The organism is Microcystis panniformis FACHB-1757 (assembly GCF_001264245.1).
GTDB lineage: Bacteria > Cyanobacteriota > Cyanobacteriia > Cyanobacteriales > Microcystaceae > Microcystis > Microcystis panniformis.
The window spans coordinates 5,649,560-5,674,256 of sequence record NZ_CP011339.1; the positions used below are offsets into that span (position 1 = coordinate 5,649,560).

At 44.4% G+C, this 24,697-nt stretch carries 20 protein-coding genes and 11 pseudogenes; 14 read left to right on the top strand and 17 right to left on the bottom strand.

Annotation, left to right across the window (positions count from 1 at the left end; genetic code table 11):
• Nucleotides 1-294 precede the first annotated feature (294 nt).
• The 5 genes and pseudogenes from VL20_RS26450 to VL20_RS30810 all read left to right on the top strand — a co-directional run.
• A complete protein-coding gene (locus tag VL20_RS26450) occupies nucleotides 295-546 on the top strand; it encodes a hypothetical protein (RefSeq protein ID WP_052278321.1) in 252 nt (83 codons plus the stop codon).
• 246 nt (nucleotides 547-792) lie between these two features.
• Nucleotides 793-1,029 carry a hypothetical protein gene (locus VL20_RS33995; protein ID WP_353847230.1) on the top strand — a complete coding sequence of 79 codons (237 nt, stop codon included), beginning with the start codon at nucleotides 793-795 and terminating at the stop codon, nucleotides 1,027-1,029.
• 1,179 nt (nucleotides 1,030-2,208) lie between these two features.
• Complete coding sequence (locus VL20_RS33445) at nucleotides 2,209-2,394, top strand: hypothetical protein (protein WP_284525935.1); 186 nt, start codon at nucleotides 2,209-2,211, stop codon at nucleotides 2,392-2,394.
• Nucleotides 2,394-4,028: a CARDB domain-containing protein gene (locus VL20_RS26455; RefSeq protein WP_052278595.1), complete on the top strand. Its 1,635-nt coding sequence runs from the start codon at nucleotides 2,394-2,396 to the stop codon at nucleotides 4,026-4,028. The genes VL20_RS33445 and VL20_RS26455 overlap by 1 nt, the downstream gene beginning before the upstream one ends.
• 119 nt (nucleotides 4,029-4,147) lie before the next feature.
• Nucleotides 4,148-4,252 (top strand): annotated as a pseudogene (locus tag VL20_RS30810) (sigma factor-like helix-turn-helix DNA-binding protein); the annotation flags it as partial.
• 168 nt (nucleotides 4,253-4,420) lie between these two features.
• Here the strand turns inward: VL20_RS30810 and VL20_RS26460 are convergent.
• Both VL20_RS26460 and VL20_RS26465 read right to left on the bottom strand, forming a co-directional pair.
• Entirely contained in the window at nucleotides 4,421-4,918 is a 498-nt protein-coding gene (locus VL20_RS26460; protein ID WP_052278322.1) for a thiol-disulfide oxidoreductase DCC family protein, read from the bottom strand.
• Between the two features lie 153 nt (nucleotides 4,919-5,071).
• Entirely contained in the window at nucleotides 5,072-5,791 is a 720-nt protein-coding gene (locus tag VL20_RS26465; RefSeq protein ID WP_002786989.1) for a TerC family protein, read from the bottom strand.
• A gap of 189 nt (nucleotides 5,792-5,980) precedes the next feature.
• Here VL20_RS26465 and psaM point away from each other — a divergent pair, with 189 nt between their 5' ends.
• The 3 genes from psaM to VL20_RS26480 all read left to right on the top strand — a co-directional run bounded on the left by psaM (nucleotide 5,981) and on the right by VL20_RS26480 (nucleotide 8,421).
• Entirely contained in the window at nucleotides 5,981-6,073 is a 93-nt protein-coding gene (psaM, locus tag VL20_RS26470; RefSeq protein ID WP_012264462.1) for a photosystem I reaction center subunit XII, read from the top strand.
• Between the two features lie 306 nt (nucleotides 6,074-6,379).
• Nucleotides 6,380-6,730 (top strand): slr1601 family putative cell division protein, encoded by a 351-nt coding sequence (locus VL20_RS26475; protein ID WP_052278323.1) that lies wholly within the window; start codon nucleotides 6,380-6,382, stop codon nucleotides 6,728-6,730.
• 563 nt (nucleotides 6,731-7,293) lie between these two features.
• Nucleotides 7,294-8,421, top strand: coding sequence for a THUMP domain-containing class I SAM-dependent RNA methyltransferase (locus tag VL20_RS26480; RefSeq protein WP_052278324.1), 1,128 nt, complete (start codon nucleotides 7,294-7,296; stop codon nucleotides 8,419-8,421).
• On the opposite strand, the pseudogene mdh reads toward VL20_RS26480, so the two are convergent.
• The 4 genes and pseudogenes from mdh to murD all read right to left on the bottom strand — a co-directional run bounded on the left by mdh (nucleotide 8,422) and on the right by murD (nucleotide 14,362).
• Nucleotides 8,422-9,398, bottom strand: a pseudogene (mdh, locus tag VL20_RS26485) (malate dehydrogenase).
• Nucleotides 9,399-9,424: 26 nt separating this feature from the next.
• The gene (locus tag VL20_RS26490) at nucleotides 9,425-9,640 is read right to left on the bottom strand and encodes an NAD(P)H-quinone oxidoreductase subunit O (protein ID WP_002758722.1); all 216 of its coding nucleotides are present in this window, start codon (nucleotides 9,638-9,640) and stop codon (nucleotides 9,425-9,427) included.
• A gap of 293 nt (nucleotides 9,641-9,933) precedes the next feature.
• Nucleotides 9,934-12,584: pseudogene (locus VL20_RS26495) on the bottom strand (glycoside hydrolase family 10 protein).
• 428 nt (nucleotides 12,585-13,012) lie between these two features.
• Entirely contained in the window at nucleotides 13,013-14,362 is a 1,350-nt protein-coding gene (murD, locus tag VL20_RS26500; protein WP_052278325.1) for a UDP-N-acetylmuramoyl-L-alanine--D-glutamate ligase, read from the bottom strand.
• 154 nt (nucleotides 14,363-14,516) lie between these two features.
• Between murD and VL20_RS26505 the strand changes: the two are divergent.
• A pseudogene (locus VL20_RS26505) lies at nucleotides 14,517-15,652 on the top strand (DUF3747 domain-containing protein).
• A 153-nt stretch (nucleotides 15,653-15,805) separates the two neighbouring features.
• Here the strand turns inward: VL20_RS26505 and VL20_RS26510 are convergent.
• Complete coding sequence (locus VL20_RS26510) at nucleotides 15,806-15,970, bottom strand: hypothetical protein (RefSeq protein ID WP_158499398.1); 165 nt, start codon at nucleotides 15,968-15,970, stop codon at nucleotides 15,806-15,808.
• Here VL20_RS26510 and prfB point away from each other — a divergent pair.
• Nucleotides 15,942-17,066, top strand: a pseudogene (prfB, locus tag VL20_RS26515) (peptide chain release factor 2). The gene VL20_RS26510 and the pseudogene prfB overlap by 29 nt on opposite strands.
• 80 nt (nucleotides 17,067-17,146) lie before the next feature.
• Entirely contained in the window at nucleotides 17,147-17,398 is a 252-nt protein-coding gene (locus tag VL20_RS26520) for a hypothetical protein (protein WP_002739055.1), read from the top strand.
• A gap of 95 nt (nucleotides 17,399-17,493) precedes the next feature.
• Here the strand turns inward: VL20_RS26520 and VL20_RS33450 are convergent, their stop codons facing one another.
• The 4 genes and pseudogenes from VL20_RS33450 to VL20_RS33465 all read right to left on the bottom strand — a co-directional run bounded on the left by VL20_RS33450 (nucleotide 17,494) and on the right by VL20_RS33465 (nucleotide 18,591).
• Nucleotides 17,494-17,733 carry a chlorophyll a/b-binding protein gene (locus VL20_RS33450; RefSeq protein ID WP_369800485.1) on the bottom strand — a complete coding sequence of 80 codons (240 nt, stop codon included), beginning with the start codon at nucleotides 17,731-17,733 and terminating at the stop codon, nucleotides 17,494-17,496.
• A gap of 21 nt (nucleotides 17,734-17,754) precedes the next feature.
• Nucleotides 17,755-18,050, bottom strand: a pseudogene (locus VL20_RS33455) (ferrochelatase); the annotation flags it as partial.
• The gene (gene hemH, locus VL20_RS33460; RefSeq protein WP_369800486.1) at nucleotides 17,957-18,538 is read right to left on the bottom strand and encodes a ferrochelatase; all 582 of its coding nucleotides are present in this window, start codon (nucleotides 18,536-18,538) and stop codon (nucleotides 17,957-17,959) included. The gene hemH and the pseudogene VL20_RS33455, both read right to left, overlap by 94 nt.
• Nucleotides 18,514-18,591: a hypothetical protein gene (locus tag VL20_RS33465; RefSeq protein ID WP_284526194.1), complete on the bottom strand. Its 78-nt coding sequence runs from the start codon at nucleotides 18,589-18,591 to the stop codon at nucleotides 18,514-18,516. The genes hemH and VL20_RS33465 overlap by 25 nt, the downstream gene beginning before the upstream one ends.
• Nucleotides 18,592-18,765: 174 nt before the next feature.
• On the opposite strand from VL20_RS33465, the pseudogene VL20_RS34000 reads away from it, so the two are divergent.
• The 3 pseudogenes from VL20_RS34000 (at nucleotide 18,766) to VL20_RS26540 (ending at nucleotide 21,277) form a co-directional block, all read left to right on the top strand.
• Nucleotides 18,766-19,360 (top strand): annotated as a pseudogene (locus VL20_RS34000) (class I SAM-dependent methyltransferase).
• 111 nt (nucleotides 19,361-19,471) lie between these two features.
• Nucleotides 19,472-20,023, top strand: a pseudogene (locus tag VL20_RS26535) (YqeG family HAD IIIA-type phosphatase).
• 468 nt (nucleotides 20,024-20,491) lie between these two features.
• A pseudogene (locus VL20_RS26540) lies at nucleotides 20,492-21,277 on the top strand (hypothetical protein).
• 326 nt (nucleotides 21,278-21,603) lie between these two features.
• On the opposite strand, the pseudogene ilvC reads toward VL20_RS26540, so the two are convergent.
• The 6 genes and pseudogenes from ilvC to VL20_RS26555 all read right to left on the bottom strand — a co-directional run bounded on the left by ilvC (nucleotide 21,604) and on the right by VL20_RS26555 (nucleotide 24,536).
• Nucleotides 21,604-22,592 (bottom strand): annotated as a pseudogene (gene ilvC, locus VL20_RS34005) (ketol-acid reductoisomerase).
• Between the two features lie 646 nt (nucleotides 22,593-23,238).
• A complete protein-coding gene (locus tag VL20_RS31430) occupies nucleotides 23,239-23,442 on the bottom strand; it encodes a tetratricopeptide repeat protein (protein WP_052278326.1) in 204 nt (67 codons plus the stop codon).
• Between the two features lie 3 nt (nucleotides 23,443-23,445).
• Nucleotides 23,446-23,571: pseudogene (locus VL20_RS34010) on the bottom strand (tetratricopeptide repeat protein); the annotation flags it as partial.
• Nucleotides 23,559-23,678, bottom strand: a complete 120-nt coding sequence (locus VL20_RS34015) for a tetratricopeptide repeat protein (protein WP_128575354.1) — start codon at nucleotides 23,676-23,678, stop codon at nucleotides 23,559-23,561. The gene VL20_RS34015 and the pseudogene VL20_RS34010, both read right to left, overlap by 13 nt.
• A complete protein-coding gene (locus tag VL20_RS33495) occupies nucleotides 23,629-24,183 on the bottom strand; it encodes a tetratricopeptide repeat protein (protein ID WP_284525940.1) in 555 nt (184 codons plus the stop codon). The genes VL20_RS34015 and VL20_RS33495 overlap by 50 nt, the downstream gene beginning before the upstream one ends.
• A complete protein-coding gene (locus VL20_RS26555; protein WP_284525941.1) occupies nucleotides 24,168-24,536 on the bottom strand; it encodes a tetratricopeptide repeat protein in 369 nt (122 codons plus the stop codon). Before VL20_RS26555 ends, VL20_RS33495 begins: the two co-directional genes overlap by 16 nt.
• Between the last annotated feature and the right edge of the window lie 161 nt (nucleotides 24,537-24,697).

The following is a 24,697-nucleotide window of genomic DNA, read 5'->3' on the forward strand; positions in this document are numbered from 1 at the left end:
CGCTAGTATTTAACGGTAAAGCCGTCGTAGAACGACGGGGTTTCAGACCCAAATTTTCGATGATTTAAGCTGTGTGAGTTAGATCACTCAGGTAGTCGCAAAACTCAAGTTTGAATTGTGCCTATGATTCCCGTTTTGTCATCATTTTCAAAAGTACAGGCGATCGCCGTAACGAAGAACCGACGGTAGTGATCCGATAGTAGTGGCGTAGCTCTCTTGCTTATCTAGCCTGAGTTGCGTAGAATATTTACTAATAAAAATAATTACCTGACAAATGTCAAGAATTTGCTTTTTATGATTGCTGTTTTTATCAATATCTTCTCTTGGATCATTAAACTTTGGTTGGATGGCGATGAAGATTTAGAACAGAATCTTCTGACAAAAGATTCACAAGCTTCAATATTTAGTTATCCTAAATGTGGTTCTTGCCATACCATCAAAAATGGTTCTACACATAATGGCAAACCGAAACGTAAGGGTAAAAATTATGGTCAACCGTTGGCAATTAATCCTAGTCATAAAACCGTCTCTAACGAAACCCAATAATTAATAAATCTCCTGCTGCTAGAAAGAATTTCTCTGCGAGTAATTGCTGGAGTAACTGGATTGAGTTGGTCATGTTTACAAAACTATCTTAATAATAAATTTAACCAATTTCCTCGCCAGGTATAGGTAACAGACAAACCTAAAGGCAAATTAATCATAGAATTGGATGAGTTATAGTCATTATTATTTTGTAATAAAATTTAGGTATATATTTGGTTAGCTATCGATAGAACTACCCGAGAAATAATTGGTTGTTATTTAGGAGATAGAAGCCGTGAATCAGCTAAAAAGCTCTGGAAAATTCTCCCAGGAGTTTATCGACAATGTGCTGTTGCTTACACAAAATTTTGGGAGTTATATAAGACAGTAATTTCTCGTAAAAGTCATCGGGCAGTAGGTAAAGAAACTGGTCAAACTAATCCTATTGAAAGATTAAACAATACTCTTCGACAAAGAATTTCGGCTCTTCTCGACTTTGTGTGATAATTTTTGCTTATGGAACCCTGAAGTGCTTATTGGGCAAAACTTTTAGGACTATTTTGCGGATATTCTATCGGTATAGACCTCGTTTCCACACAGAAACCAGAAGAGCCGAATTTCTAGATTGGTCAGACAGAGTCTATCGTTCTCCAAAAAAATGGATAATCATATCGGGGCTATCTGGTATTTCATCTTCCACCATCGATAAAAATCTATGATTAAACCCACATTCCGCCCCCTAAAAATCTATGATTAAACCCACATTCCGCCCCCTAGTCGTTGAAACCAACAGTTGCTCTAGCCCTTGTGTAGTAAGACTTTTAGCGATTACTAAGAATTATGAAGTGTCACACTCTAGTCAGCGATCGCCAGCTTGCTTAATGAGAGTCTATCTCAATAATTTGGTATCATAGCTATCAGATTTTTAGCACTAATTGTGCATCTGCTGGGCAAACAAATTAGCCTGTAATTCAGAGCCGGCAATCGTTTTGACGATTTAGATAAAATTTTCAATGTGACACTTTAGGGTGCGGAATGTGGGATAAGACGATAAGACATGACTCTATTTTTATCCATCGATAAAAATGTATGATTAAAGACATAAGAATTGATTGACATCAGGTATTCCATGGTGTTATAATATGTGAGTTGGATCACTCAGTTGTATCGCAAAACTCAAGTTTGAATTGCCCCCACGATTCCCGTTTTGTCAACCTTGTCAAACAGATCAAGGAAATAAATGCACAGCTAATTGTCGCCCATCAAGCACAGCTGATCACCAGAGGTACTTGTGCTGTGAACCTGTAGATTTCTACTGACGGTGACATCGGTTTGGTGCTGGAGCGCAACAACAAGTTAAGCTTCGATACTTTCTGTCTTGAATGCCTTTACTCTTTCCTAACTTATTGACCATGAGTTCAACCACTCCTATAACTACCGCCCAGTCATCACCAAAAAAACCCGTTGATGACCAGAGGAAAGTAACTGAGAACGAGCAAATACCAAATAGTACTAAAGCATCCAGTAAAATTGATGAGTTGTTAGAGGAGGTTATCGGTGACAAAAAATTAAATCAACTCTCCCTAGAAGATTTAAATGTGCTTTTGAGTGAAGTTGATTTTTTAGATGCAATTGGACTTGATACTGAGGGAAAAAAGAAACCAAAAGAAGACAAATCAAACAATGGCAATAACGAAAATTCAGGTTCTACCTCAAGTTCTACCTCAAGTTTTACCTCAAGTGCTGCCTCAAGTCCTACCTCAAGTCCTACCTCAAGTTCTACCTCAAGTCTTACCTCAAGTCCTACCTCAAGTCTTACCTCAAGTTCTACCTCAAGTTTTACCTCAAGTGTCTCACTACCAGATTTAGTGGGCAGTTTTGGCGCGATTAATTTGCCAAGTACGGTTAACTTCGGCGCTCAGGGGAATGCACAGGTAATTGTCACCAATCAAGGACAGGCGATCGCCAGTGGTCCCAGTACTGTTAGACTCTACATTTCCACTGACGGTGAGATTGACAGTAACGATGCCTTACTCACCAGTGTCAGCACAAACTTGAACCTAAGCGCAGGGCAGTCAGTCACCCTAAACTTACAGTATCAAAACAATACTTCAGTCATCGCTCCGGGGGCTTACTTTCTCATTGCTCAAGTTGATGCCAATAACCAAATTCCCGAACAACTGGAAACCAATAATGTCACCAGTAAATTAGTATCGGGACTCAATACTAATGCCATCATCGACTGGAATGCGATCGCATTAAATGCGATTCAAGCCGAGGGAAAAGCAGGGCGGGGAGTTCCGCCGACAGTGGGTTCTCGCTTAATGGCCTTGGTTTCTACTGCCGTCTATGATACGGTTCAGGCCTTCAACACTTCATATCCCTCCTACGCTGTAAATGTGAACGCACCAGCAAATACCTCGTTGCAGGCGGCGGTAGTTGGTGCTGCTTATCGAGTTCTCTCTACTCAATTACCTGGACAAAATAGCTTGTTCTTACAGCAAGTAACCAATTCTCTGGCGGAGATTCAGGACAGTGCCACCGCTGAAAGCAGGGGTTTTAATTTTGGCATTTTAGTAGCCAATCAGAGCCTCAATTTACGCGCTAATGATGGTTCCAGCAACAATACGCCTTTCACTGCGCCGTCGGGAAACTATGTCTGGAGACCAGAAACCGTAGGACCCACTGCTGGGGTAGCACTCGGTGCCAACTGGGGTGGGGTAACTCCTTGGACAATTGGCAACATTGACCAGTTTGTCTCGCAAAATCAACTTGATGTAACTCTTGATGGCCGTCCCGACAATCCTAATGATCAGGGTGCATTGTATGCCCAAGAAATTGAAGAAGTCCGGCTCTACGGCGGCTTGCAAAACACTGCTCTCACGACCACTTTACGCAATGCAGACCAGGCAGAAATGGCTGTTTTCTGGGCCTATGACCGGGCTGATACCTTCCGTCCCTACGGTCACTTAAACCAAATTGCTCAAGAAATCGCCGTGCGTGAGGGCAATACCTTGCAAGAAGATGCCAGCTTATTTGCCGCATTAAATACCGCGCTGGCAGATGCGGTAATCGTCGCTTGGAAAGAGAAATACACTGAACTCCAACCTCGCCCTGATGACGTAATTGCTGGGGGATTTGCGGCTAATGACGGGATAGCTTCTACGGTGGGCGATCCCAATTGGGAATCCTTGCTGTCAACATTAATGGGGGTTAATTCGCCGCCTTTCCCGGATTATATGTCAGGGCATTCCGCCATGGGGGGAGCATTTGCTGGAGTGATGACCGAGTATTTTGGTGAAAACTATGTGTTTAGTGCTGTCTCCCAAGAACTTCCCGGTGTCGTTCGTAGTTTCGATAGCTTCCATGACGCGGGAATGGAAGATGCCATCGGCCGTATTTATGGCGGAGTTCACGTCCGGGAAGCTTGTATTGAATCTTTTGAAATGGGGTTAGCTGTTGGCGATTTTGTTGCGACAAGTGTCTTTCAGCCGATTGTCTAGTATCGTGTCGAGTTGAGCGAACCTGCATCAGTCCCCACCCTCAGCAACGCACCAGTGGGGAAGGTGCAGGGGGCGGCAATTTGAGGACTCGATGTCCGAAAAATTGCCAACTAAATTTTAATGGTAAATCCCATGCTTTAGGTGATATCGGTCGCACTTTGGAATTATCCCTGGAAAGGGTGCGACAAATTGAGTCGAAAGCGTTGCAAAAACTGCGTAGTTAAGTAGGTAGGCACAATTATTTGTAGGATGGGTTAGCGGTAGCGTAACCCGTTCGGGCGTTGGGTTTCATGCTTCAACCCAACCTACGTTCATTTTATATTTAATTCCACCCACCTACTTAGATCACCAACAGAATATCCCTACTAGAGAGTTAAATACTCCCTATTTTTTTAGGAGATTTTAACTGACTGAGAACAACGATTTGATGAGTTGCATTCCAGACGTTTTTGACGTTCTGCTAAGATTGTTTGTAAATTCGGTCTTCCGGTTAAGGTTAATCGCCAAGAAGCCCAAATTTCATAGATAATATCCACTAGAAACCCAATAACCGGCCATTTAGTAGCGGCATAAATCCAACCGATGCCCAAAATATCATAGACTTGGCGAAACACTTCCACATTTTGGAGAATAGTACCATCAGCTAGTACAGCGTGGATTCGTCCCATGGCCGCCGCGAAGGAAATACCGCCATTTTCCTCTGGATTATAGTTTTCGGCGGCAATATCGACAAAAGCAACTAATCCTCTTCCAGCATCCCGTTTTTGCAGAAAATTGACCTCGCGCAAGCAGAGGGGACATTCTCCATCGTAGAGGAGTTTAATTTTCCAAGAGGGCGATCGAGTAGAATTTTCTAAGGTATCAGCAGATGGAGTCGGTAAAGATGGCATGATCTTCTAGGGATTCTCTTTTCAGTGGTCGGTAATTAGTGAGGGGTTGAGAAGTAGGGAGTGGGGAAGTGGGGTAATGGGGGAGTGGGGGAGTGGGGGAGTGGGGAGAATAAATAAAAATAATCTCCTGACTCCTGACTCCTGATGATTATTTTATGGCAATTCATCAGATTGGATGGTATCACTCTCTATTGGTTCTCGATCGTTGCGTTTTGAGAAACCCCAAGCAAAGAGGATAGCAATTAAACTAATCATAATCCATTCCGGCGGCACAAAATCGGGACTAATCACCCGCAACAGCAATCTTAAACCCACCAAACCGACGGTGACAAAACCAGCATCTTCTAGGTGGGTGTATTCCTCTAACCAGCGAATAAATAAACCCGCCATAAAGCGCAGGGTAACTACTCCGATCGTACCACCAAGCAGGATCAACCAAGTATCATCGGCCACGGCGATGGAGGTGGTGACACTATCGAGGGAAAAAGCTAAATCGGTAACGGCAATGAGGGGGATAGCTTGCCAGAGAGACTGAAACCGGAGACTATGATGGGTGTGGTCTTTGTCTTCAGGGGAGGCAAAGTAATTAAAGACTAACCAGAGCAAATATACTGCTCCCAAAAGTTCAAACTGCCAGTATTTAACCACCCAGGTGGCAGTAAGAATCAAGATCATACGGAGAATATAGGCGAAAACTAAGCCAATATTCAAGGCCTGACGTTGACGCTGATGATCTCCTAATCCCTGTGCTATGGAAGCGAGAGCAATGGCGTTATCTGCTGATAATACCGCTTCTAGGGCAATGAGAACCAACAGAATTAACGGGGTTTTTAGACTAAGGGTTAGAGATGAATCAAGAAGCGAGTCTAACATTGAGGCCGCAGGTAAAAATAAATGTAATCATGGCAATACTTCAGCTTAACGCTTTTACAACTTTCTTTTCTAGGGGAGATAACCGTCATCGGGGTGGGGAGATATGAAGTCTTGTAACGAAATGATGCAGAGGACCCCGATGATGTCGGAAAGTATTGGATGAATATCTTTATGAGGAGATAATCAGCAATGCTTTCTGATACTCAAGTTCTAGTCGCTCTGGTAATTGCTTTAATCCCCGGGATTTTGGCTTTTCGTCTAGCGACGGAACTTTATAAGTAAAGTCGCTTTCAATAAACCCTAATCCCGTCTAACCTAGCTATGGGATAGACCGATTGGGGTTTTTTCGGTTATCAGTCATCAGTTACCAGTTATCGGTGATTGGGTGTAACTTAAAAGTAATTAAGTAGGTAGGCGTTAAAAGTTGTCAGACACCCCCCTTATCAAGGGGGGACTAAGGGGGGATCCCCCGCCTATCGGCACCCCCTTATCAAGGGGGCAGGGGGGATCCAACCTAAAATCCATTTTTAAATTATAACCAGCTACTTAGCCGCCTTTCTGACCGATTTTACTTGTACTCATAAATCTATGACCGCACGAACACGAAACCAAACCGACAAAAAAACACAAAAAAAGCCAAAAAGTGGCAATAAATCCCAAAACTGGCAAGTTATCGAGATTTGGCTGCGAATTATTGCCTATAGCGCCATTTCCATCACGGCGGTTTTTGCGATCGCTCGTTTGTTACCCTACCAACAGATGCAACAGGCAAAATTAGAAGAAGTGCGTTTGGCAGCCCAAGAAAAGGAGGAACGCGTCAATCAATTGCGGGATCAATTTACTCGCAGCTTTGATCCTAGTCAAGCGCGGCAAGTGATGGGGGAACAAAGTCCCCGACGGGATCCTAATCAAAGACGCATTTTTTGGGTTTCTCAGTAGATTAGCTGCCCGTGCATCTCAATTACTTGTTAAGACTCTAGGGGAGAGGAGATATCCACAGAGTCGGGATAAAACTAATGACCACAGCGACACAATTCTTAAACATTTCTGCCTTGACAAAAGAGGATTATTATGGGTGCATCTGAATTTTGAAGAAATATCTATAGGACATTTTGGGCGCACGCGGTGCGCCCCTACCATTGGCGCGATAATAAATATTATTGTAGGGGCGAATTGCATTCGCCCTCTTTGAATAAGTAGGGAGGCACAATTATTTGTAGGATGGGTTAGCGGTAGCGTAACCCATGCGGGCGTTGGGTTTCATGCTTCAACCCAACCTACGTTCATCTTATATTTAATTCCACCCACCTACTTAACTGCTGCTGCTCACCTATAGGTGAGAGAAAGTCACGAATATGAGATGCACCCATTTTAACTGACTTGAGCGAATCAGATAGGAATTTAAAAGAGGATAAAAATAAAAATTAAAATCTTTCTGATTTCAAGCTACCAACGACCGGCGCTAGTCACTGAAACCTGATAACTGATAACTGATAACTGAAATGACTCGATCCTATTTTGCTACTACCGCTAGGGGACTAGAAGAAATTGCCGCTAGGGAATTAGAATTCCTAGGGGCAAAAGAAGTGAAACCAGTATTCACCGGAGTCCATTTTCAGGGGGATATCTCCCTACTCTATCGAGTCAATCTTTGGTCAAGAATTATTTTTCGGGTTTTGGTTCCCATTGCCGAAATTCCCTGTGGGGATGGGAAGGAACTATATGATGGCATTCAAGCCATTGATTGGCGCGATTATCTCAGCAGTGAGGAAACTTTAGCGGTACAATGTACGGGAACGAACGATCGCCTCAATCACACCCATTACACCGCTTTAAGCATCAAAAACGCTATTATCGACCAACAGCGTCAACAGGGCAATCCCCGTTCTTTTGTGGATACAGAAAACCCCGACCTGCAAATTAACGCTCATATCGAGAAAAATCGCTGTGTGCTTAGTTTAGATAGTTCTGGCCACAGTTTACATCGTCGCGGGTATCATCGGGCCATGGGAGTCGCACCTCTGAAAGAAAGTCTCGCCGCTGCTTTGGTAGAATTATCGGCATGGCAGGATGATATGGCGCTTTTAGACCCTTTTTGTGGTTCGGGAACCATTGTCATCGAAGCGACGTTAAAAGCTTTAAATATTGCCCCCGGTTTATCTCGTTCCCAGTTCGGATTTCAGAAATGGCCAGACTATCAACCGGATTTATGGCAATCTTTGGTTAAGGAAGCTAAAGAAAAACAAAAATTTCAGCTAAATGCGCCAATTTATGCTAGTGATGCCGATTATGAGGTTTTGCGTCAGGCCGAGGATAATGCCTATTTTTGTCAAGTGCAGGAGCATATTAATTTTAGCTTGCAAAGCATCACCGACTTAGAACCGGCGAGCGATCGAGGGATTATTCTCTGTAATCCCCCTTACGGCAAAAGATTGGGCAATACCGAAGAATTAGGGGCCTTATATAAATCCTTCGGTGATGTCTTAAAACAGAGGTTTAAGGGTTGGACAGCCTATATTTTATCGGGAAACAAAGAACTGACCAAACAAATCGGTCTGCGTTCTTCCCGTCGCACTCCCTTGTATAACGGTTCTTTGCCCTGTACCCTCTTAAAATACGAATTGTATTAACTACATCAAAACCTTGAGACTGTCAAGGGCTAAATGAACATTCTGACGAACCGAGGCAGCAGAAGTGTGTAAATCCAGACGTTCAGCATCGGTCAAACGCACTTCCAGAATACTTTCCACACCCCGACAGCCCAAGCGACAGGGAACCCCCAGATAGACATCCTGTAAACCGTATTCACCCTTAAGATAGGCTGCGGCCGGCAGTAAACGGGATTGATTTCTCAATATCGTCTCGACCATGGTACAGGCAGAGGAAGCAGGGGCGTAATAAGCGCCGCCAGTTTGCAGTAATTTGACGATTTCAGCCCCACCGTTGCGAGTTCTCTCCACTAAACGGTTAATTGTTATCTCGTCCATTAATTCGGTAATCGGCACACCACTGACGGTACAGTAACGGGGTAGGGGCAACATTAAATCACCGTGACCACCCAAAACCATAGCATGAACGTCGGCGGTACTAACCCCAATTCCATGGCGATAAAGGTTTGTAAACGGGAAGAATCGAGGACTCCGGCCATTCCCATCACTCTTTGGGGGGGTAAACCGGTTGCTTGCCAGACTAGATAGGTCATCACATCAAGGGGATTGGTGATGACGATAAAAATGGCTTCCGGAGAATACTTGAGGCATTTAGTGGCGGCCTCGACGACAATTTTGGCATTGACATTCATGAGATCATCGCGACTCATGCCCGGTTTTCTGGCTAATCCAGCCGTAATCACGACAATATCCGAGCCTGCCGTGTCTTCGTAGTTATTAGTGCCGATAATCTCGCTGTCGTGCAGTTCTATGCCCTGAGCTTCCATCAAATCTAGGGCAATACCCTGGGGCAAACCATTGACGATATCGAGGAGAACCACATCGGCGAGGTTTTTTTCGGCGATGCGTTGGGCCAGGGTGCGTCCGACGTTACCGGCACCAATAACCGAGACTCGGGGCGATTGGCAGGGGATGAGTGTATCGTAGAAGTCAACCATGATTTATGGATGAGGCAATATCCTCATCAGACGGGTTCCAGTTGTTCGAGCTTTAGCCACACACTGGGGGTAGGAACATAGAATTTAATCAAAGCGTAATCATCTTTTACATCCAAGACTTCTGCTGTCGAGTTGAACATATAACTGGGTAAACGGCGATCGCTGGCTAGTGCCTCCAGGCTATTTTCTAGGTTTCCCGTCACCACGCGGACTAAAGCTCCTTTCTTAATTGTAGCTGCCATGTTTTTCTCGTTAAATTTGCTGGGGGGTTTCTTCCATAAATTGTTACATATTCGGGCAGGCCTCTGACAAGAGGGTGTGGGGTGTGGGGTGTGGGGTGTGGGGAGAATAAATAAAATAATCTCCTAAGTAGGGAGGCTCAATTATTTGTAGGATGGGTTAGCGGTAGCGTAACATGAGCGGGCGTTGGGTTTCATGCTTCAACCCAACCTACGTTCATCTTATATTTAATTCCACCCACCTACTTATCTCCTGTCTCCTGTCTCCACCGACAAACTTTTTCAGTAAACCCTAATTAAAACTCAACCCTTTGACCATAACTTAAGAGACTTTGTAGGGTTGCGAGGCGATTTTCCCAGACCTGTATTTGATAGGCAGATAAATCTTTTTGTCTGGACATCACAGATTTAAATTGATAGCTAAATCGTTTTAAGGCATTTTGAGTTAAAGTCAAATTGCGAGGGCTGGGATTATTAGCTAATTGCTCTAATAAATTAGCCATTTCGTCCACGTCTTGTCCCCAAGTTTTTAAGGTTCCTTCCTCCATTGCCCATAAATTATTCGTTATTAAAAAACTCCACTCTTGACGCAGGAAATTAAACCGCGCCGCTGCCGTTTTGAAGGGTTGACGGTGGGGTAAAGGTTCGGCTTTTTTGGTAATTATCGATCCCTGAATACGATTAAGAATTGTTTGCAGATTGGGATTGAGATTTTCTGTGGCAAAAAGAGCGAATCCCGAAGTGGGAAGATTGCGAATAAATTGTAGTTGATCGATCGTGACTTGATCGGGTACTTTTAACAGACGGATACCGGGTATAATCAGAGCATTTCCTGCAATTTGGCGATCAAATAAAGACTTGGTTTTATCTTCTAAAGTCCCTGTATCGAGAGCATAAGTCATTAAAAATATCAGGTCTATCCATTGATTTTGTCCCCACTCTTCCCAGTTTTGTTGAATACGATATAACCGTTCTTTTTGTTCTAGGGGAAACACTGCCGCCGACATTTTTAATTGGGGACGAATCTGTTTTAAACGAGTAGAAACCTGCGAAACAAAAGTATCAACCTGACGGATTTTAAAGCTAGTCCATTGTTCCCATAAAGCACCCCGGGGATTTAAAGTAATGGGATCAACTCCTGTCATTTGTTTAAATAACCACCGGCTGGATTTACCATAACCGTAGGTTTGATTAGAATCTTGACTCTGGAAGGGATAGCGAATATAATCTAACTGCAAGCCATCCACATCATAATTCTTGACAATTTCCTCGTAAAGAGATAAAAGATAGTTCTGTAGGTCGGGATTAGCAGGATCAAAAAAGGCTTTTTTCGTGCCTTGACTGTAATCAAAAGAACCACCACTTTTATTAGTTGCCCCCCAATGGGGATTACGGGATAAAACCGGACCGAGATAATCTAATGGTTGCTCTAATACTTTATTATGAGCTTGATTAGCCGCCGCAAAAACCCACACCCAGGCGTGGATTTCCATATTACGTTCATGGGCTAATTTAACGGCAACTTTTAGGGGATCCCAACCTCTGGTTAAAGGGTTTTGTTCGGGGGCAACTTGACTGGGATAAATAGTATAACTAGCATTAACTGTCTCGAAAAAGACCACATTAATACCGGCTGCCGCCATGCGATCGAATACTTTAGCTAAATCCTCCTCATTTTTAGCTTCTACGATTGTGCCTCGATCTAACCACATTGCCCGTATTTCTGGTTGGGCAAATTGTCGATTAGTGGGATAATTATCCCAAAGACTTCGCCGCGCTTGTAACCAAAATTCCCGCGCTTGCGTATAGGAACCCTGGGCGATTAAATTCTGAAAATTATTTAAGGTTCCTTGGGCATTTTCTAGGGCTAAACGGAATCGTCTAGCTGTATCTGATGCGCTGGAATTTTTCCCACGATTATGAAATGCTTGTGCTAAGGATTTATCAGTAGTTAAAGTGTTATTATTACTGGCTTCTAAAGCTAAGAGAGTCACCCCATAACGCCCGATTAATCCCTGCAATTCCGCCGTCATCTGGCTAATTTGTTGAGAAGTTAGGCTCGCTCTCGGGGGAATTGCCTCGGTATTCGGACTTAATCTCGCTGTTTCACTGGGGGGATTTTCTGCAATCTGGGGTAGAGGGCGACGGGGTGCGGTCGCAACGCGCTCGCTACGCGAGATCGCTGTTGGGGTATTATTAATATTATTAACTATTGTTGATTGCCCTTGACAATAGGGCGCAATTGTGCTAGGAGAAGAACTGCGATTAATGCCGTAGCGTTGCAGGGCGGTTTCTAGCCAAGCGCTATCGAGGGCGAGATTAGCGACGGCATTGCTGCCCCAGCGCCAACCGAGAAAGATCGAGTTATTATTGAGGACAACGGCGGGGGATTATTGCGCGCCCCCCAAACGGCGACGGTTTGGCTATTAACTCCCGTGGGGATAACCACACCACCGAGGAGACTGCTGGCTAAAGGTTTTTGGTTTTTCAGTTCACCTAAATTAGTCGGCCGCAGGGTGTAAGCTTGGGAGTGGGGATAGGCCCAGTAAGCCCCAAATAGCGATCGCAGTTGATTCCGCACAGCAGGTTCCGAAAGATTTCCCGCCGGACCGGTGACGATAATTTTACCACCGCGATTCAGCCAACGAATCAAGACACCAGCTTGTAAACCGGAAATAGTCTCGACATTGGGGATGATTAGAACCTTAATTTTATTTAAATCCGTGTCGCTTTGCCACTGGTTACTCTGGAGAATACAGTAATTAACCCCGACATTTTGCAAACGTTCGGTTATATCTGTCCATTGATTGGCATTTTCTTGACTTTTTAACACTGCCACCGGTGTCGCTAAAACTGGGATCGGCAGCAAGACACCCACACAGGACAAAAGACAGGCAATTAGGGGCTTTTTAAACAGATGATCAAGATGGAAGGACGATCCCAGCACGTTTTTTTCTCTTAATTTTTTGGTTAACTTCTCCTGATCTTACCCAACTTAGCCAAAAAATAGTATCTTGGGGAACAAAAATTGCGTCTTAGTCGTCCGCAACATGGTTTTAGGGTGTTAGGGTTTTCAGTGATCAGTAATCAGTTATCAGATTGCAGTTTTAAGTAGACAGTGTTAGGTGAAAACTTCGGGGTCTTCTGGACATCAGGTGAAAAATGTTCACTGTGTCACATAATGGGCGCAAACCTTGCGACCCTACAGCTGGCACGATATTAATGGTAGGGACATAAGGCTTATGCCCTTTTTTCGATAAGATAAGCTGATCACCTTCAATTCCAATAGAACCCAACTTCGGAACCTTCTTTTCACTGATTACTGTTTACTGTTCACTGATCACTGAAAAGGCTGACGGCTAAAAAGCCATCTCCCTACAACTGTAAGGACAATTGCCGAAAGTGATCGCCGCGATGTTCAAAACTTTGGTATTGGTCAAAACTAGCGCAAGCGGGGGATAATAACACCACTTTAGCCTCTTTTGCTGTTCCTAGTTCAGCCGCGCGTTGAACTGCCCTGTCCATCGTTTCTACACATTCATAATCTTGATAACCTGCTGACTGTAAACGACGGGCAAAATCGGCGGCAGCGTCACCAATCAGCAGCACAGTGGCGACTTTTGCCTTAATTTCAGCGATCCAAGCCCGATCATCCCCTGCTTTCGCTTCTCCCCCCGCAATTAAAATCGCTGGACTAGGGACGGATTGTAAGCCTACTGCGGCCGCATCGTAGTTAGTTGCTTTACTATCATTAATAAAGTCTAGTCCTTTATGAGTACAAATATACTCTAAGCGATGGGCAACCCCGGGGAAAGTGGCGATCGCTTCGGTAATGGCTTTTTTCTCGATTCCTGCCAATCTAGCGGCGGCCACAGCCATAAGCAAATTCTGCTGATTGTGACTACCCACCATTTTCAGGAGATTAACCGGGGCAATTAATTCGCCAAAAGCCACGATCCAGTTATCTTGGAGATAAACACCACGACTAGGATCGCCCAAAAGCGCAGCTTTGCCCTGCACAGAAGTCCAGTAAGCTTGTTGCCATTGACTAACACCGATTTGACGCAGATAGGGATCATCACCGTTGAGGATTTGGCGATCGCTTCTTTGCAGTAAAGAGGCTTTAATCTGATAATAATTTTCCAGGGTTTGATGACGACTGAGGTGATCGGGGGTAAAAGTTGTCCAGATGCCGATTTTCGGCGATAAATCCCGACTGGACTCGATCTGATAACTACTAATCTCCGCAATAATCCAATCGTATTTATCGGCTTTTAAAGCCAATTCACAGGCGGCATAGCCGATATTACCGCAGGAAGGGGCATTTAACCCCGCTTTTTGAAAAATAGCGGCACAGAGGGCGGTGGTGGTGGTTTTACCGTTAGTTCCCGTAATCCCCAACCAAGGAGAAGATTGCAGATAACGCCAAGCTAATTCTAATTCTCCGATCGTCTCGATGCCTTTTTCTCTGGCAGTAATTAAAATCGGGGCATCCCAAGGCACGCCGGGGCTTACCACGATAAGATTAGGCAAGTCCGAAGCCTCTAGACTGAGATTTTGACCAAGATTGACGATAATTCCTTCCCTTTCTAGATTGGTTTTGGTTGCTTGTAAACTGGGAGAATCAGAGCGATCGCTTAATGTCACCTGCCAACCATCCCGTTTTAAGCATCTTGCCGCTGCTATTCCCGATCTTCCCAATCCAATAATCGCCGCTTTCGCCATCTTGTTGCCACTCTACTCAAGGGTCAATTTTTAGCAATCTCTATCCTACTGTGGATTAGGTCGAGTCTCTTCCTTTGAAAACAAAATTCTCTGGCTTGCGTCTAGATCGATAAAATAAATGCAAGTACAATCTCCATAACAAGGCTCCTTATTTATGAATCTAAAATCATCCTTAAAATTTACCCTACTGTTTTCACTTCTGGGGGGTTGTCTCCTGACTACACCTAGTCAAGCAACTCTCTTTGAACAACGAGAAGTTAATCAAGAGGATTTTATCGCTATTGCCCGTCCCTACGGTAACGGTAAATACGATTTACTGATTTTGCAACAAATCCCCGGAAAACGCCAATGTTGGGCGGTAAATGGCAGAGAACCGACCATTGTTCAGCCTCTCCTCCTCGATTTCGATTTTACCGGCAGTTGTGAACGGGCCACCGACAGTAACGGTTATTCCCTTCGCATTCGCGGCACAGATTACGGTTTAGAATACCTGCTGCGTATCGTACAACGCAACGGGGAATTAGTCCTCGTGGGAACCCCCGCAATCCCAGGCAATCGGAGGTAATTATTGGACGGACAAAAGGTTTAGGGACCGGTTTAATGCAAATTTACCTCATCGATGGCTGGCGCTTTACTAAACGCAGTCTAGCCGGTCAAAATCTCAGTCATATCTATCTAACTGCCGATAGTCCCAGTTTCAATCCTCCCCCGGAATTACTCGCAGGTACCCAATCGTCTATCCCCCCCACACCCCCCCCCAGAGAATCCGTCAAAGCAGAAACACCGGTTAATCCTTCCGGTGATCCCGAAGTGCGAGAATATACCTTTACCGCTGCAGAAACAGCAGTAGAGAGCAATCCTCAGCCAGTGATCACTAATCGAGTACCAGAGTCAAATTTAACGCCACAGCCCCCAGTTACCCCTAATTTACCCCCCCTAACTCCTCCCAATTCCCAGAATACTAATGCAATTGTACCACCACCGCCACCGCGCAATTTAGGCAATCAGAGAAGTTTGTCAGACGTAATCACTTTTAATCGGGCTGCCCCTAATCCCAGTAGTAGTAATACTGGTAATACTGGTAATAGTGGCCGCAAAGGTTTTAAAGTAGTAATTGAAGCCAAGACCGAGAGCGATCGCACTAAGCTTCGTTCTCTCTATCCCGACGCTTTCCCCACTTCCCACCAAGGTCGTCGCGTCTGGCAAATAGGCGCGTTTAGCAATCGTGATAAGGCTGAAAACGCTTTACAAAGTCTTGCCCCCCTGCGCGGATCGATCGTACCATTTTAGGGAACGCTGGAACTGCGTAACTGGGAACAGATAGTGGATAAGGGAAATGGGGAAATGGGGAAATGGGGAAATGGGGGAATTTCAACTAAAACCCCAAAACCCTAAAACCCCAAAACCCTAAAACCCCAACTCTCAACTCCTGACTCCTGACTTCTAGAGTAACTGATAACTGATAACTGATAAATGATAACTGATAACTGATAACTGATAAATGATAACTGATAACTGATAACTGATAACTGATAACTGATAACTGATAACTGATAACTGATAACTGATAACTGAAAATATGGAAATATCAGAACTAAAAAAAGGCATCGAGATAGTAGGATCGCGCCTGGGTAAAACCCAGGACTATCTTTGACTTACCCACTTTAAGGGCCAAAATTAAAGACTTAGAACAGGTGGCAGCTGTCCCCACTTTTTGGGATAATCCCGATACTGCTCAAAAAACCCTGCAAGAACTAAATGAATGTAAATCTTCTTTAGAAACCTATCAGGGTTGGTGTGGACAATTAGAAGATACCAAGGCAATTATCGAGTTATTAGAATTAGAATCCGATCGAACTTTACTAGAAGAAGCGACGGACAATTTAACTCATTTACAGCATGACCTCGATCGCTGGGAATTGCAACAGCTTTTAAATGGTCCCTACGACGCAAAAGGAGCGGTTTTAACGATTAATGCGGGGGCCGGGGGAACCGATGCCCAAGATTGGACAGAAATGCTCCTGAGAATGTATTCTCGCTGGGCCGAGAAACAGGGATATAAAGTCACTTTAGCGGAAATATCAGAAGGAGATGAAGCGGGAATTAAATCGGTGACAATTGAAATTGCTGGAACTTATGCTTACGGTTATCTGAAAGGAGAAAAAGGCACCCATCGGTTAGTCAGAATTTCTCCTTTTAATGCTAACGGTAAACGTCAAACCAGTTTCGCCGGGGTGGAAGTGATGCCAATTTTGGGCGATGATGCGGTGAGGGTAGAAATTCCCGATAAAGATTTAGAAATTACCACCACTAGATCGGGGGGAAAAGGTGGACAAAATGTTAATAAAGTGGAAACTGCCGTGCGTGTGGTTCATCTTCCCACAGGTATCGCTGTACGTTGTACCCAAGAGCGATCGCAATTACAAAATAAAGAAAAAGCCCTAGCTTTATTAAAAGCGAAATTGTTAATTATCGCTCGGGAACAACAGGCTCAAGCGATCGCAGAAATTCGCGGCGATATGGTGGAGGCCGCTTGGGGCAATCAAATCCGTAACTATGTTTTTCATCCCTATCAATTAGTTAAGGATCTCCGTAGTAATGTGGAAACCACCGATGTTACCCGGTAATGAATGGGGATTTAGATAGCTTTATTGAAGCCTATTTACGTTTAGGGGGGAACAGTGCAGGTTATACTGATTCCTAAGATGAGAGCAGCTCTATTTCTCGCAAATTCTGTTCTTATTGGCTTGTCAAGCTATTGTCCTCTACTAAGAAGAAAAATCAATGGTTATTATCGAGATTACCAATGTGGAAGAAATATTGAGCGCAAAAATTGGCTCTTTCGCCGCTAAAATCGTCCAAGCTCTAGCAGATGATGAGGGGAAAGTGGAAGAGGTTCTCATCAAAGAATTACAGGCTAATTTTCAGGAAAGGGGGATTAAAGCTAATCTGTTTAGCGTCACTGGATTAGATATGCTCGGCAATGGCAGGCTAGAAGTTAACGTTAATGTTCGTTCTGCTAATATGATGTCCTAAGAGAAGATGAAATCGCCAATGGTTGGGTTAAATATAGTTAAACCCAACCTTATTTTGGTAGTTACCATCAAAAGCAATGGCAACGAAGCTTGAGGTTATAATAAACCAACAAAATGTAACGGTCCTTGACCGGTAATTAATTCGATAATAATTGCCAGAAAACCGATCATCGCTAATCGACCATTCCACACCTCAGCTGCCGTGGTCATTCCCCATTCCCAACGCTCCTGGGGATACATTTTCATATTCGCTTTCGGACGGGTAATTTGCTCGAAAGTGGTGGGTTTTTCCTCTAGGGATTTGACCACTAACTGGGAGAGAGATTCGATAAACATCGGGTGAGTGTTAAGAGCCGGTACTCGCTGAAAATCTTCAATTCCCGCTTCTTCCGCCACTTCTCGGTACTCTATATCGATTTCTTGCAGAGTTCGATATGTTCCGAGACAAAGCTAATCGGCACGACCAGTAAATGCTTAATTCCCTGCTCTCCCAACTCTTTTAAAGCATCTTCAGTGTAGGGTTTTAGCCATTCCACCGGACCGACGCGACTTTGATAGGCTAAAGTGTACTGATTGGGCCGGTTGAGCGTACGCATGATCGCCCTAGTGCATTCTTCAATTGCCTTTGATAGGGATCTCCGCTTCCTCCACATAACTTTGGGGACACCATGGCGCTAAAAAAGATATGTACTTGGTCAGGATTAGGACACTGCTCTAATTCTCGTGCGATCAGATCGGCCATAGCACTCAGATAAGCGGGATGATCGTACCAAGAAGGGATGAGAGTATATTCCGTCAAACGCAGATAGGGATCCTGCTGCCACATTTCCTCCAGCACACGAAAACTGGAACCACTGGTGCTGATGGAAAATTGGGGATAAAGGGGAAGAATAACTAATTTTTTGATATGATCCCGTTTAATCCGCTCGATCGCTTCTTCGGTGAAGGGATTCCAGTAACGCATCCCGATATAAACGCTCACTTCGCGCCCATTTCCGCGAGACGTTGTTGCAGTGCTGTGGCCTGTGCTTCCGTAATCTTGAGTAAAGGGAGCACCACCAATCTGACGGTAATTTTCTTGGGATTTACTCGCTCTTAGCGTCGATATTAACCAAGCTAACGGTTTTTGTAATCCTTTGATCGCAAACGGATGATCTCTGGGTCAGAAAAAAGGTTAAATAGAAAAGGACGCACATCCTCTAACCGCTCCGGCCCACCCAAATTTAATAATAAAACCCAACGCGACCCATAGTGTTAACAGATAATTTTTAAATTTTCAGATTCTTTACCAAGTTTAACAATATATCGGTGGAACCGTTAAAACAAATTACAGACAATATCGAACTTAATCAAATTTTGGAGGTTGATCTGGCGACAATTTTACGTCCCCTCAGTTATCAATATCAATGGCTTTACGATGGTATCTCCCGTCTGGCTGCCCTAGCGGTGGGTGGGGAGACCCGTTTTCGGCAATTGGCCCTAGAAGGTTTAAAATCGCTAAAATGACCCTATCCTCGATCTCTGTTGTGGTGCGGGTCAAACCACCCGTTATTTAGTACCCCTATCCGATCGCTGTGTCGGTTTAGATGTCTCTCCCCGGGCCTTGGAGCGAGCTAGTTTAGCGGTGCCGCAAGCGCATATGTGGAGGGATTAGCCGAAAAATGCCCTTTAATGCCGGAGATTCGCCTTTGTTCATACTAGCGCCGCTCTCCACGAAATGGAACCGGAGCAGTTAGAGCAAATCCTTAAAGAAGTGTATCGAGTTCTCAGACCGGGGGAATTTTTGCCCTCGTGGATTTTCATCGACCCACTAACCCGCTTTTTGGCCTCTTTAGCCCTATTTTTGCAATTATTTGAAACCGATACCGCTTGCAGTTTATCGATGGATCTGATCCGATCTTTACAGGCGATCGGTTTTCGTGATTGTCAACAAAAATTATACGCTGGTGGCAGTTTACAGTGATTCGAGCGGCCAGTAAAGGGATTGACCGGGCAAGATTTTCAGAGGCAGTCGTCATTTATACTAATAGGGAAGCTGAGTCGATCGACTCGGTGCAGTTATTTTTGAGAAGTAATGACTAGAGCAAAAATTCTACAACCCGATTTAATTTTAGGGGATACGATCTCGGTCTCACTCTGGAGATTTTGAGTCAGCATCGGATTAAGGGATTGATTCTCGATGTGGATGATACCCTTGTTCCCCTCCAGGAAACGGCGGTTTCTGACGATTTACAGCGTTGGGGTCGATTCCTTGCGTCTTGATCTACCGATTTGGTTGGTCAGCAATAATCTCAGTGAAAATCGGATCGGTGCGATCGCTGATAATTTACAACTTCCCTACCTTCTCGGTGCGGTGAAACCCTCTCGACGCAAACTCCGGCAAGCGATGGCAGCCATGAGTCTTCCCCCAACAAATTGCTATGGTTGGCGATCGCTTGTTTACCGATGTTTTAGCGGGAAATCGTCTGGGAATGTTTACCATTCTGGTGAAACCAATGGTAAATCCCTTGACGGGGGGGCAGCTTATCCAATCCACGATTTTGAGGTGTGGATATCACAAATTCTCGGCGTTTCCCTCCATCCGCAGCATTACTTAATAAAACCTGACCAATCCTCACAGAAGTAAATATTAAAAAATAATTAAGTATAGAGGAAACGATGGAAAAGTAGGAAATACTATAGACAATTTGAAATGAGGTCAGCCGAGATAAAGACCTTAAATATATGAAAGTCAGTAGATAGAAGGTGCCAGTTTTTGCGGATATACGCCAAAAGCTGGCTCTACTGTTTTTGAGTTTTATCTGTTTGGATGTCATACTATAGCGTTCTCACACTATGTGGCACAGTTAAACCTTTGCTGAACAAGCTTTTTAACATCGATAATGTACCTCTTGCGAACAGGAAACGCTATAAATCCAGTTGTTAAAGACTGATTATTTATTCTCCGTTTTGCATGGGTGCCTGTCCTGGTATGTAGCCCATACTCAACGGATTTAGGATCACATTACCGTGCGCTGTTATCGAAAAAATCAATAATTGCCCGAAGAAGATCAAACCAGAGGATGATAGAAAAGTTAGAATTACCCTTGCAACTATGACCCTAGATATTATCCCGAAGGGGAAGAACGCAAAGTGGAAGCTGTCAGTAGTGCCGCCATTGATGGTGCGCCGATCGCCTATATGTCGTCTTAGCCGCCATTGTCACCACCCTTTCTTTTATTCCCTTCTCCATTGTCCTCGCTTCTGGCGGTAGTATGCCCCTCAGTCAAGCGGTTTTCCCCTCTTGGGTTGGTTACTCGGCCCGATCGCTGGAGCGATCGCTAGTGGCATTGGGTCCTTAATTGGGGCTTTCCTTGCCCCCTACACAGCAGGAATTCCCGCTATTTCGGTCTTTGGGGCGATTTTGTCTAGTTTTGTGGCGGGAACGATGGTTTTAGGCAAAAAACGCCGTTATTGGTGGTTAGGATTAACGTTAATTTTTCTGATTCCCCTGTTTATCTACGCTAACCGGGCGATCGGACTGAACGGCATTTCGCCACGAATCTTTATTGCCGGGGCTTTCGTCGATTGGTCAGCTTTGGTATTATTTATCCTACCAACCCGGACTCTTTTTACCCATTGGATCAAAGGCAGCAATTTGGCCCTAGTAGCGGCGGGAATTTTTGGGGGTACCTGGACCGCCAGCGGCCTCTCCCATTTAGGGGCCGTCGCCATTACCTACTCGATTTTTAACTGGCCCGAAGAAGTCTGGATCGCTTTAATTGGGATCGTTCCCCTAGAAAATCTGATTCGTTCCTTTGTCGGTATGGTGATCGGTTGTGGTGTGATTGCCGGTTTACGGGCGATCGGTCTGGTCAAATCACGAGAGGCGATCTACTAGACCTCTTGTAAAAATCAAAAATTGTTGTTAGGGTTAGGAGTCAGTAGCCGGTCGTCGGAGTCAGGAGAAGAAAAAAGACAAGAGACGACTAGACTATCCATAAAACCTAAGATTATGTCGAATTTATCCGAGCTTTTAGATATTGTGACCCAATAGCGGCTCGATAACTTATTTTTGCAGGAGGGCTACTGAAATGGGAATACAGCAGTTATCTTAAATGGTGACATAGGAGGTTTTCCTTTTGGGGTGTGGGGTGTAGGGTGTCGGGACGGACGCAAGGGCAAGAATTGCCGCGTTGCGTCCAACCCCCACCGAAAAAAAGAGAACTAGCGTTTAAGCCAACTCATCATTGCCCGCAGGTCTTGGCCGACTTCTTCGATCGAATGTTCTGCTTCTTGACGACGCATAGCGGTGAAACCCGGTTTACCTGCTTGATTTTCGAGGACAAACTCTCTGGCAAATTGTCCCGATTGAATTTCCCCGAGGATTTTCCGCATTTCGGTCTTAGTCGCTTCCGTCACCACCGCGGACCGCGAGTGTAGTCACCGTACTCGGCTGTATTGGAAATACTATCGCGCATTTTGGCCAAACCGCCCTCGACGATCAGATCGACGATCAGTTTCACCTCGTGTAAACACTCAAAAGGCTAATTCGGGCTGATAACCAGCTTCCACGAGGGTTTCAAAGCCAGCTTTAATTAAAGCACTTAAACCACCGCATAATACTGCCTGTTCGCCAAAAAGGTCGGTTTCTGTTTCCTCGCGGAAAGTGGTTTCCAAAACCCCGGCCCGAGTGCCACCGATACCTTTAGCGTAGGCCATCGCTCGATCGCGTGCTTGGCCGGTAGCATCTTGATAGACGGCGAATAAACAGGGGACTCCTTGACCTTGTTCGTAGGTGCGACGGACGAGATGGCCGGTCCTTTGGGGGCAACCATAACCACATCGACATTATCCGGGGGAACCACTTGACCGAAATGAATATTAAAGCCGTGGGCAAAAGACAAAACCTTGCCTGGGCTTAAATTCGGGGCAATTTCGTGGAGATAAATCGTTTTCTGCACTTCATCCGGTAAGAGGATCATGATCCAGTCGGCAATTTTAGCGGCTTGGGCCACATCATAAACCGGAATACCGGCTTCTTTGGCTTTGATTGCCGATTTACTGCCGGGATATAGACCAACAATCACATTAACGCCACTATCCTTGAGATTTAATGCGTGGGCATGACCCTGGGAACCATAACCAATAATAGCGATCGTTTTTCCCGCTAATAAATCTAAATTGGCATCCTCATCATAGTACATTCGTGCCATCGAACTCGCTCCTTAACTTCTTTTGTCACTGTGCAAACTCCTAATTATACGGGAAAATCACGCCGTCAGAAGCATTTGAGCGCCGGTTTCCTGGAGTCACGAAAAAATAGTGTCTAGAAAAAATGAACTAGGCTAATCCGCTTCGCGCTTGATTAGCTTTGGAAACGCTAATCTCACAGATTTTGTGCTTTTGACGCTTCCTTTGGCAGACTTACCGTTTGAGTCCTGACGGCTCGACTAGGCAGCGGTTTTACCATCCACGTCTGACGACGCTAGTTCCTAACACCGTGGCTAAATATTTAGTTTTAGCCAGAAATATCTAAGGGGACAAAACCTAATTGACCAATTGTCAATAGAGTTTTCAATGCGCTCACCCTGAGACTTTCTTGAGTATTTATATTTAGTGAATTGTTCGGCTTTTTCTGTCTTTTCCTTTGTCTTTTTCCACCTGCGGAATTTGGGTTGTATTGATTCGGACAATACCGATGAGCCTTTCTCTGTCAAATCTGAGGAGTCTTGCGTTTCATTTTTGAATTGGCGTTGTTTTACTCCCTGATGGAATGAGCAGTTGAGGCAGCATTAACTTGAGCGATCGCATTTAAAGGTAAAGATTGAACAGGCCGAATGTTTTAGGTTTACCTTGAGTTTATTGCTGTAATTCTTTCAACAAATCTAAGACTTTTTGAGCTTGTGCTGTGTCACCCTGTTGCTGATATAAATTGGCTGCTTTTTCCAAGTCGGTGATCGCTTTTTGACGGTTTCCTGACATTTCATAGACAAGCCCTCGCAGGTTGTAAGCATCAGCATAGTTAGGATCGAGGCGAATTGCTTGGGTGTAGTCGGCGATCACTTTTTGATATTCTTTTAATTGACCATAGGCATTACCTCGAAAAAGATAAGCACGAGCATCGTTAGGATTGAGGCGAATTGCTTGGGTGTAGTCGGCGATCGCTTTTTGATATTCCCCTAACTCAAATATGCGTCGCCTCGAAGAATGTAAGCAATAGCATCGTTAGGATTGAGACGTATCGCCAGGTTAAATTGTGCCAGCGATTGCACAAAATTTCCTTTTTTTCCATATTCCATAATTAAAAAACAACTCGGCAAAGGCTAGTTTAGAATTAGGATTTGATCGAATGCTATCGATCAAATCCTGAGTTACTTTGATTAAATCTATGGTTGTCTGGTATGCTTCTGTATCTCCCTGTTTTTGAAGTAATTCTGCCGCTTTTCGTAGCTCTGTGATCTGATTTTCTAAATCTCCTAAACCCTTATATGCCATTGCCATGCCCATGTAAGCTTGAGCATAGTCGGGTTTGAGTTGAATCGCTTGGCTAAAATCGACAATTGCACCATCAAAATCTGCTTTGTCATATTTATCCATCGCCTGAACAAAAAAATCCTTAGCATTCCTTCCATTGGAAAAATATTGAGCGAGCGCGTTAGTAGTGGAGATACTTTGTTGAGGTGTTCTTAATTTATTCTGAGCAATTTCTCGGCCACTAATTGCTTGAGTGAAATTAGGATTAAGTCGTATTGCTTGAGCATAATCGGCGATCGCTTTTTGAGAATCTCCTAATTGATCATACAAAGTTGCTCGTTATAGTAAGCTACTGCTGAATTGGGATTAAAGCGAATAAATTGGTTATAATCAGCCAGGGCTTGGTCATATTGCTGTAAACGACTATAGGCAATTCCTCTGTTGCCATAGGCTTGAGCATAGTTAGGATTAAGACGAATGGCTTCATTAAAACTATTAATGGCAGCCTCTAGATCACCTTGTTGTAATCTTTTTACTCCCTGATTGAAAAAGTCCAGAGCAGTTGAGGCAGCATTGACTTGAGCGATCGCATTTAAAGGTAAAGATTGAACGGGCCGAGGGAGAGAAAGGAAGCCTAAACCGAGACAGAGGGTAATTAAGATAGAGAAAGGACGGAGAAACATGATTGATTTTCCTTGACAATGTTTTAGGTTTACGTTGAGTTTATTTTTGTATTATTTTAATAACTTCTAAGATTTCTTGAACTTTTGTCTTGAGGAGTCCTGCGTTTCATTTTTGAATTGGCGGGCTGTGAAAATGCCTCTTAGCTTAAAACCCGATGCCC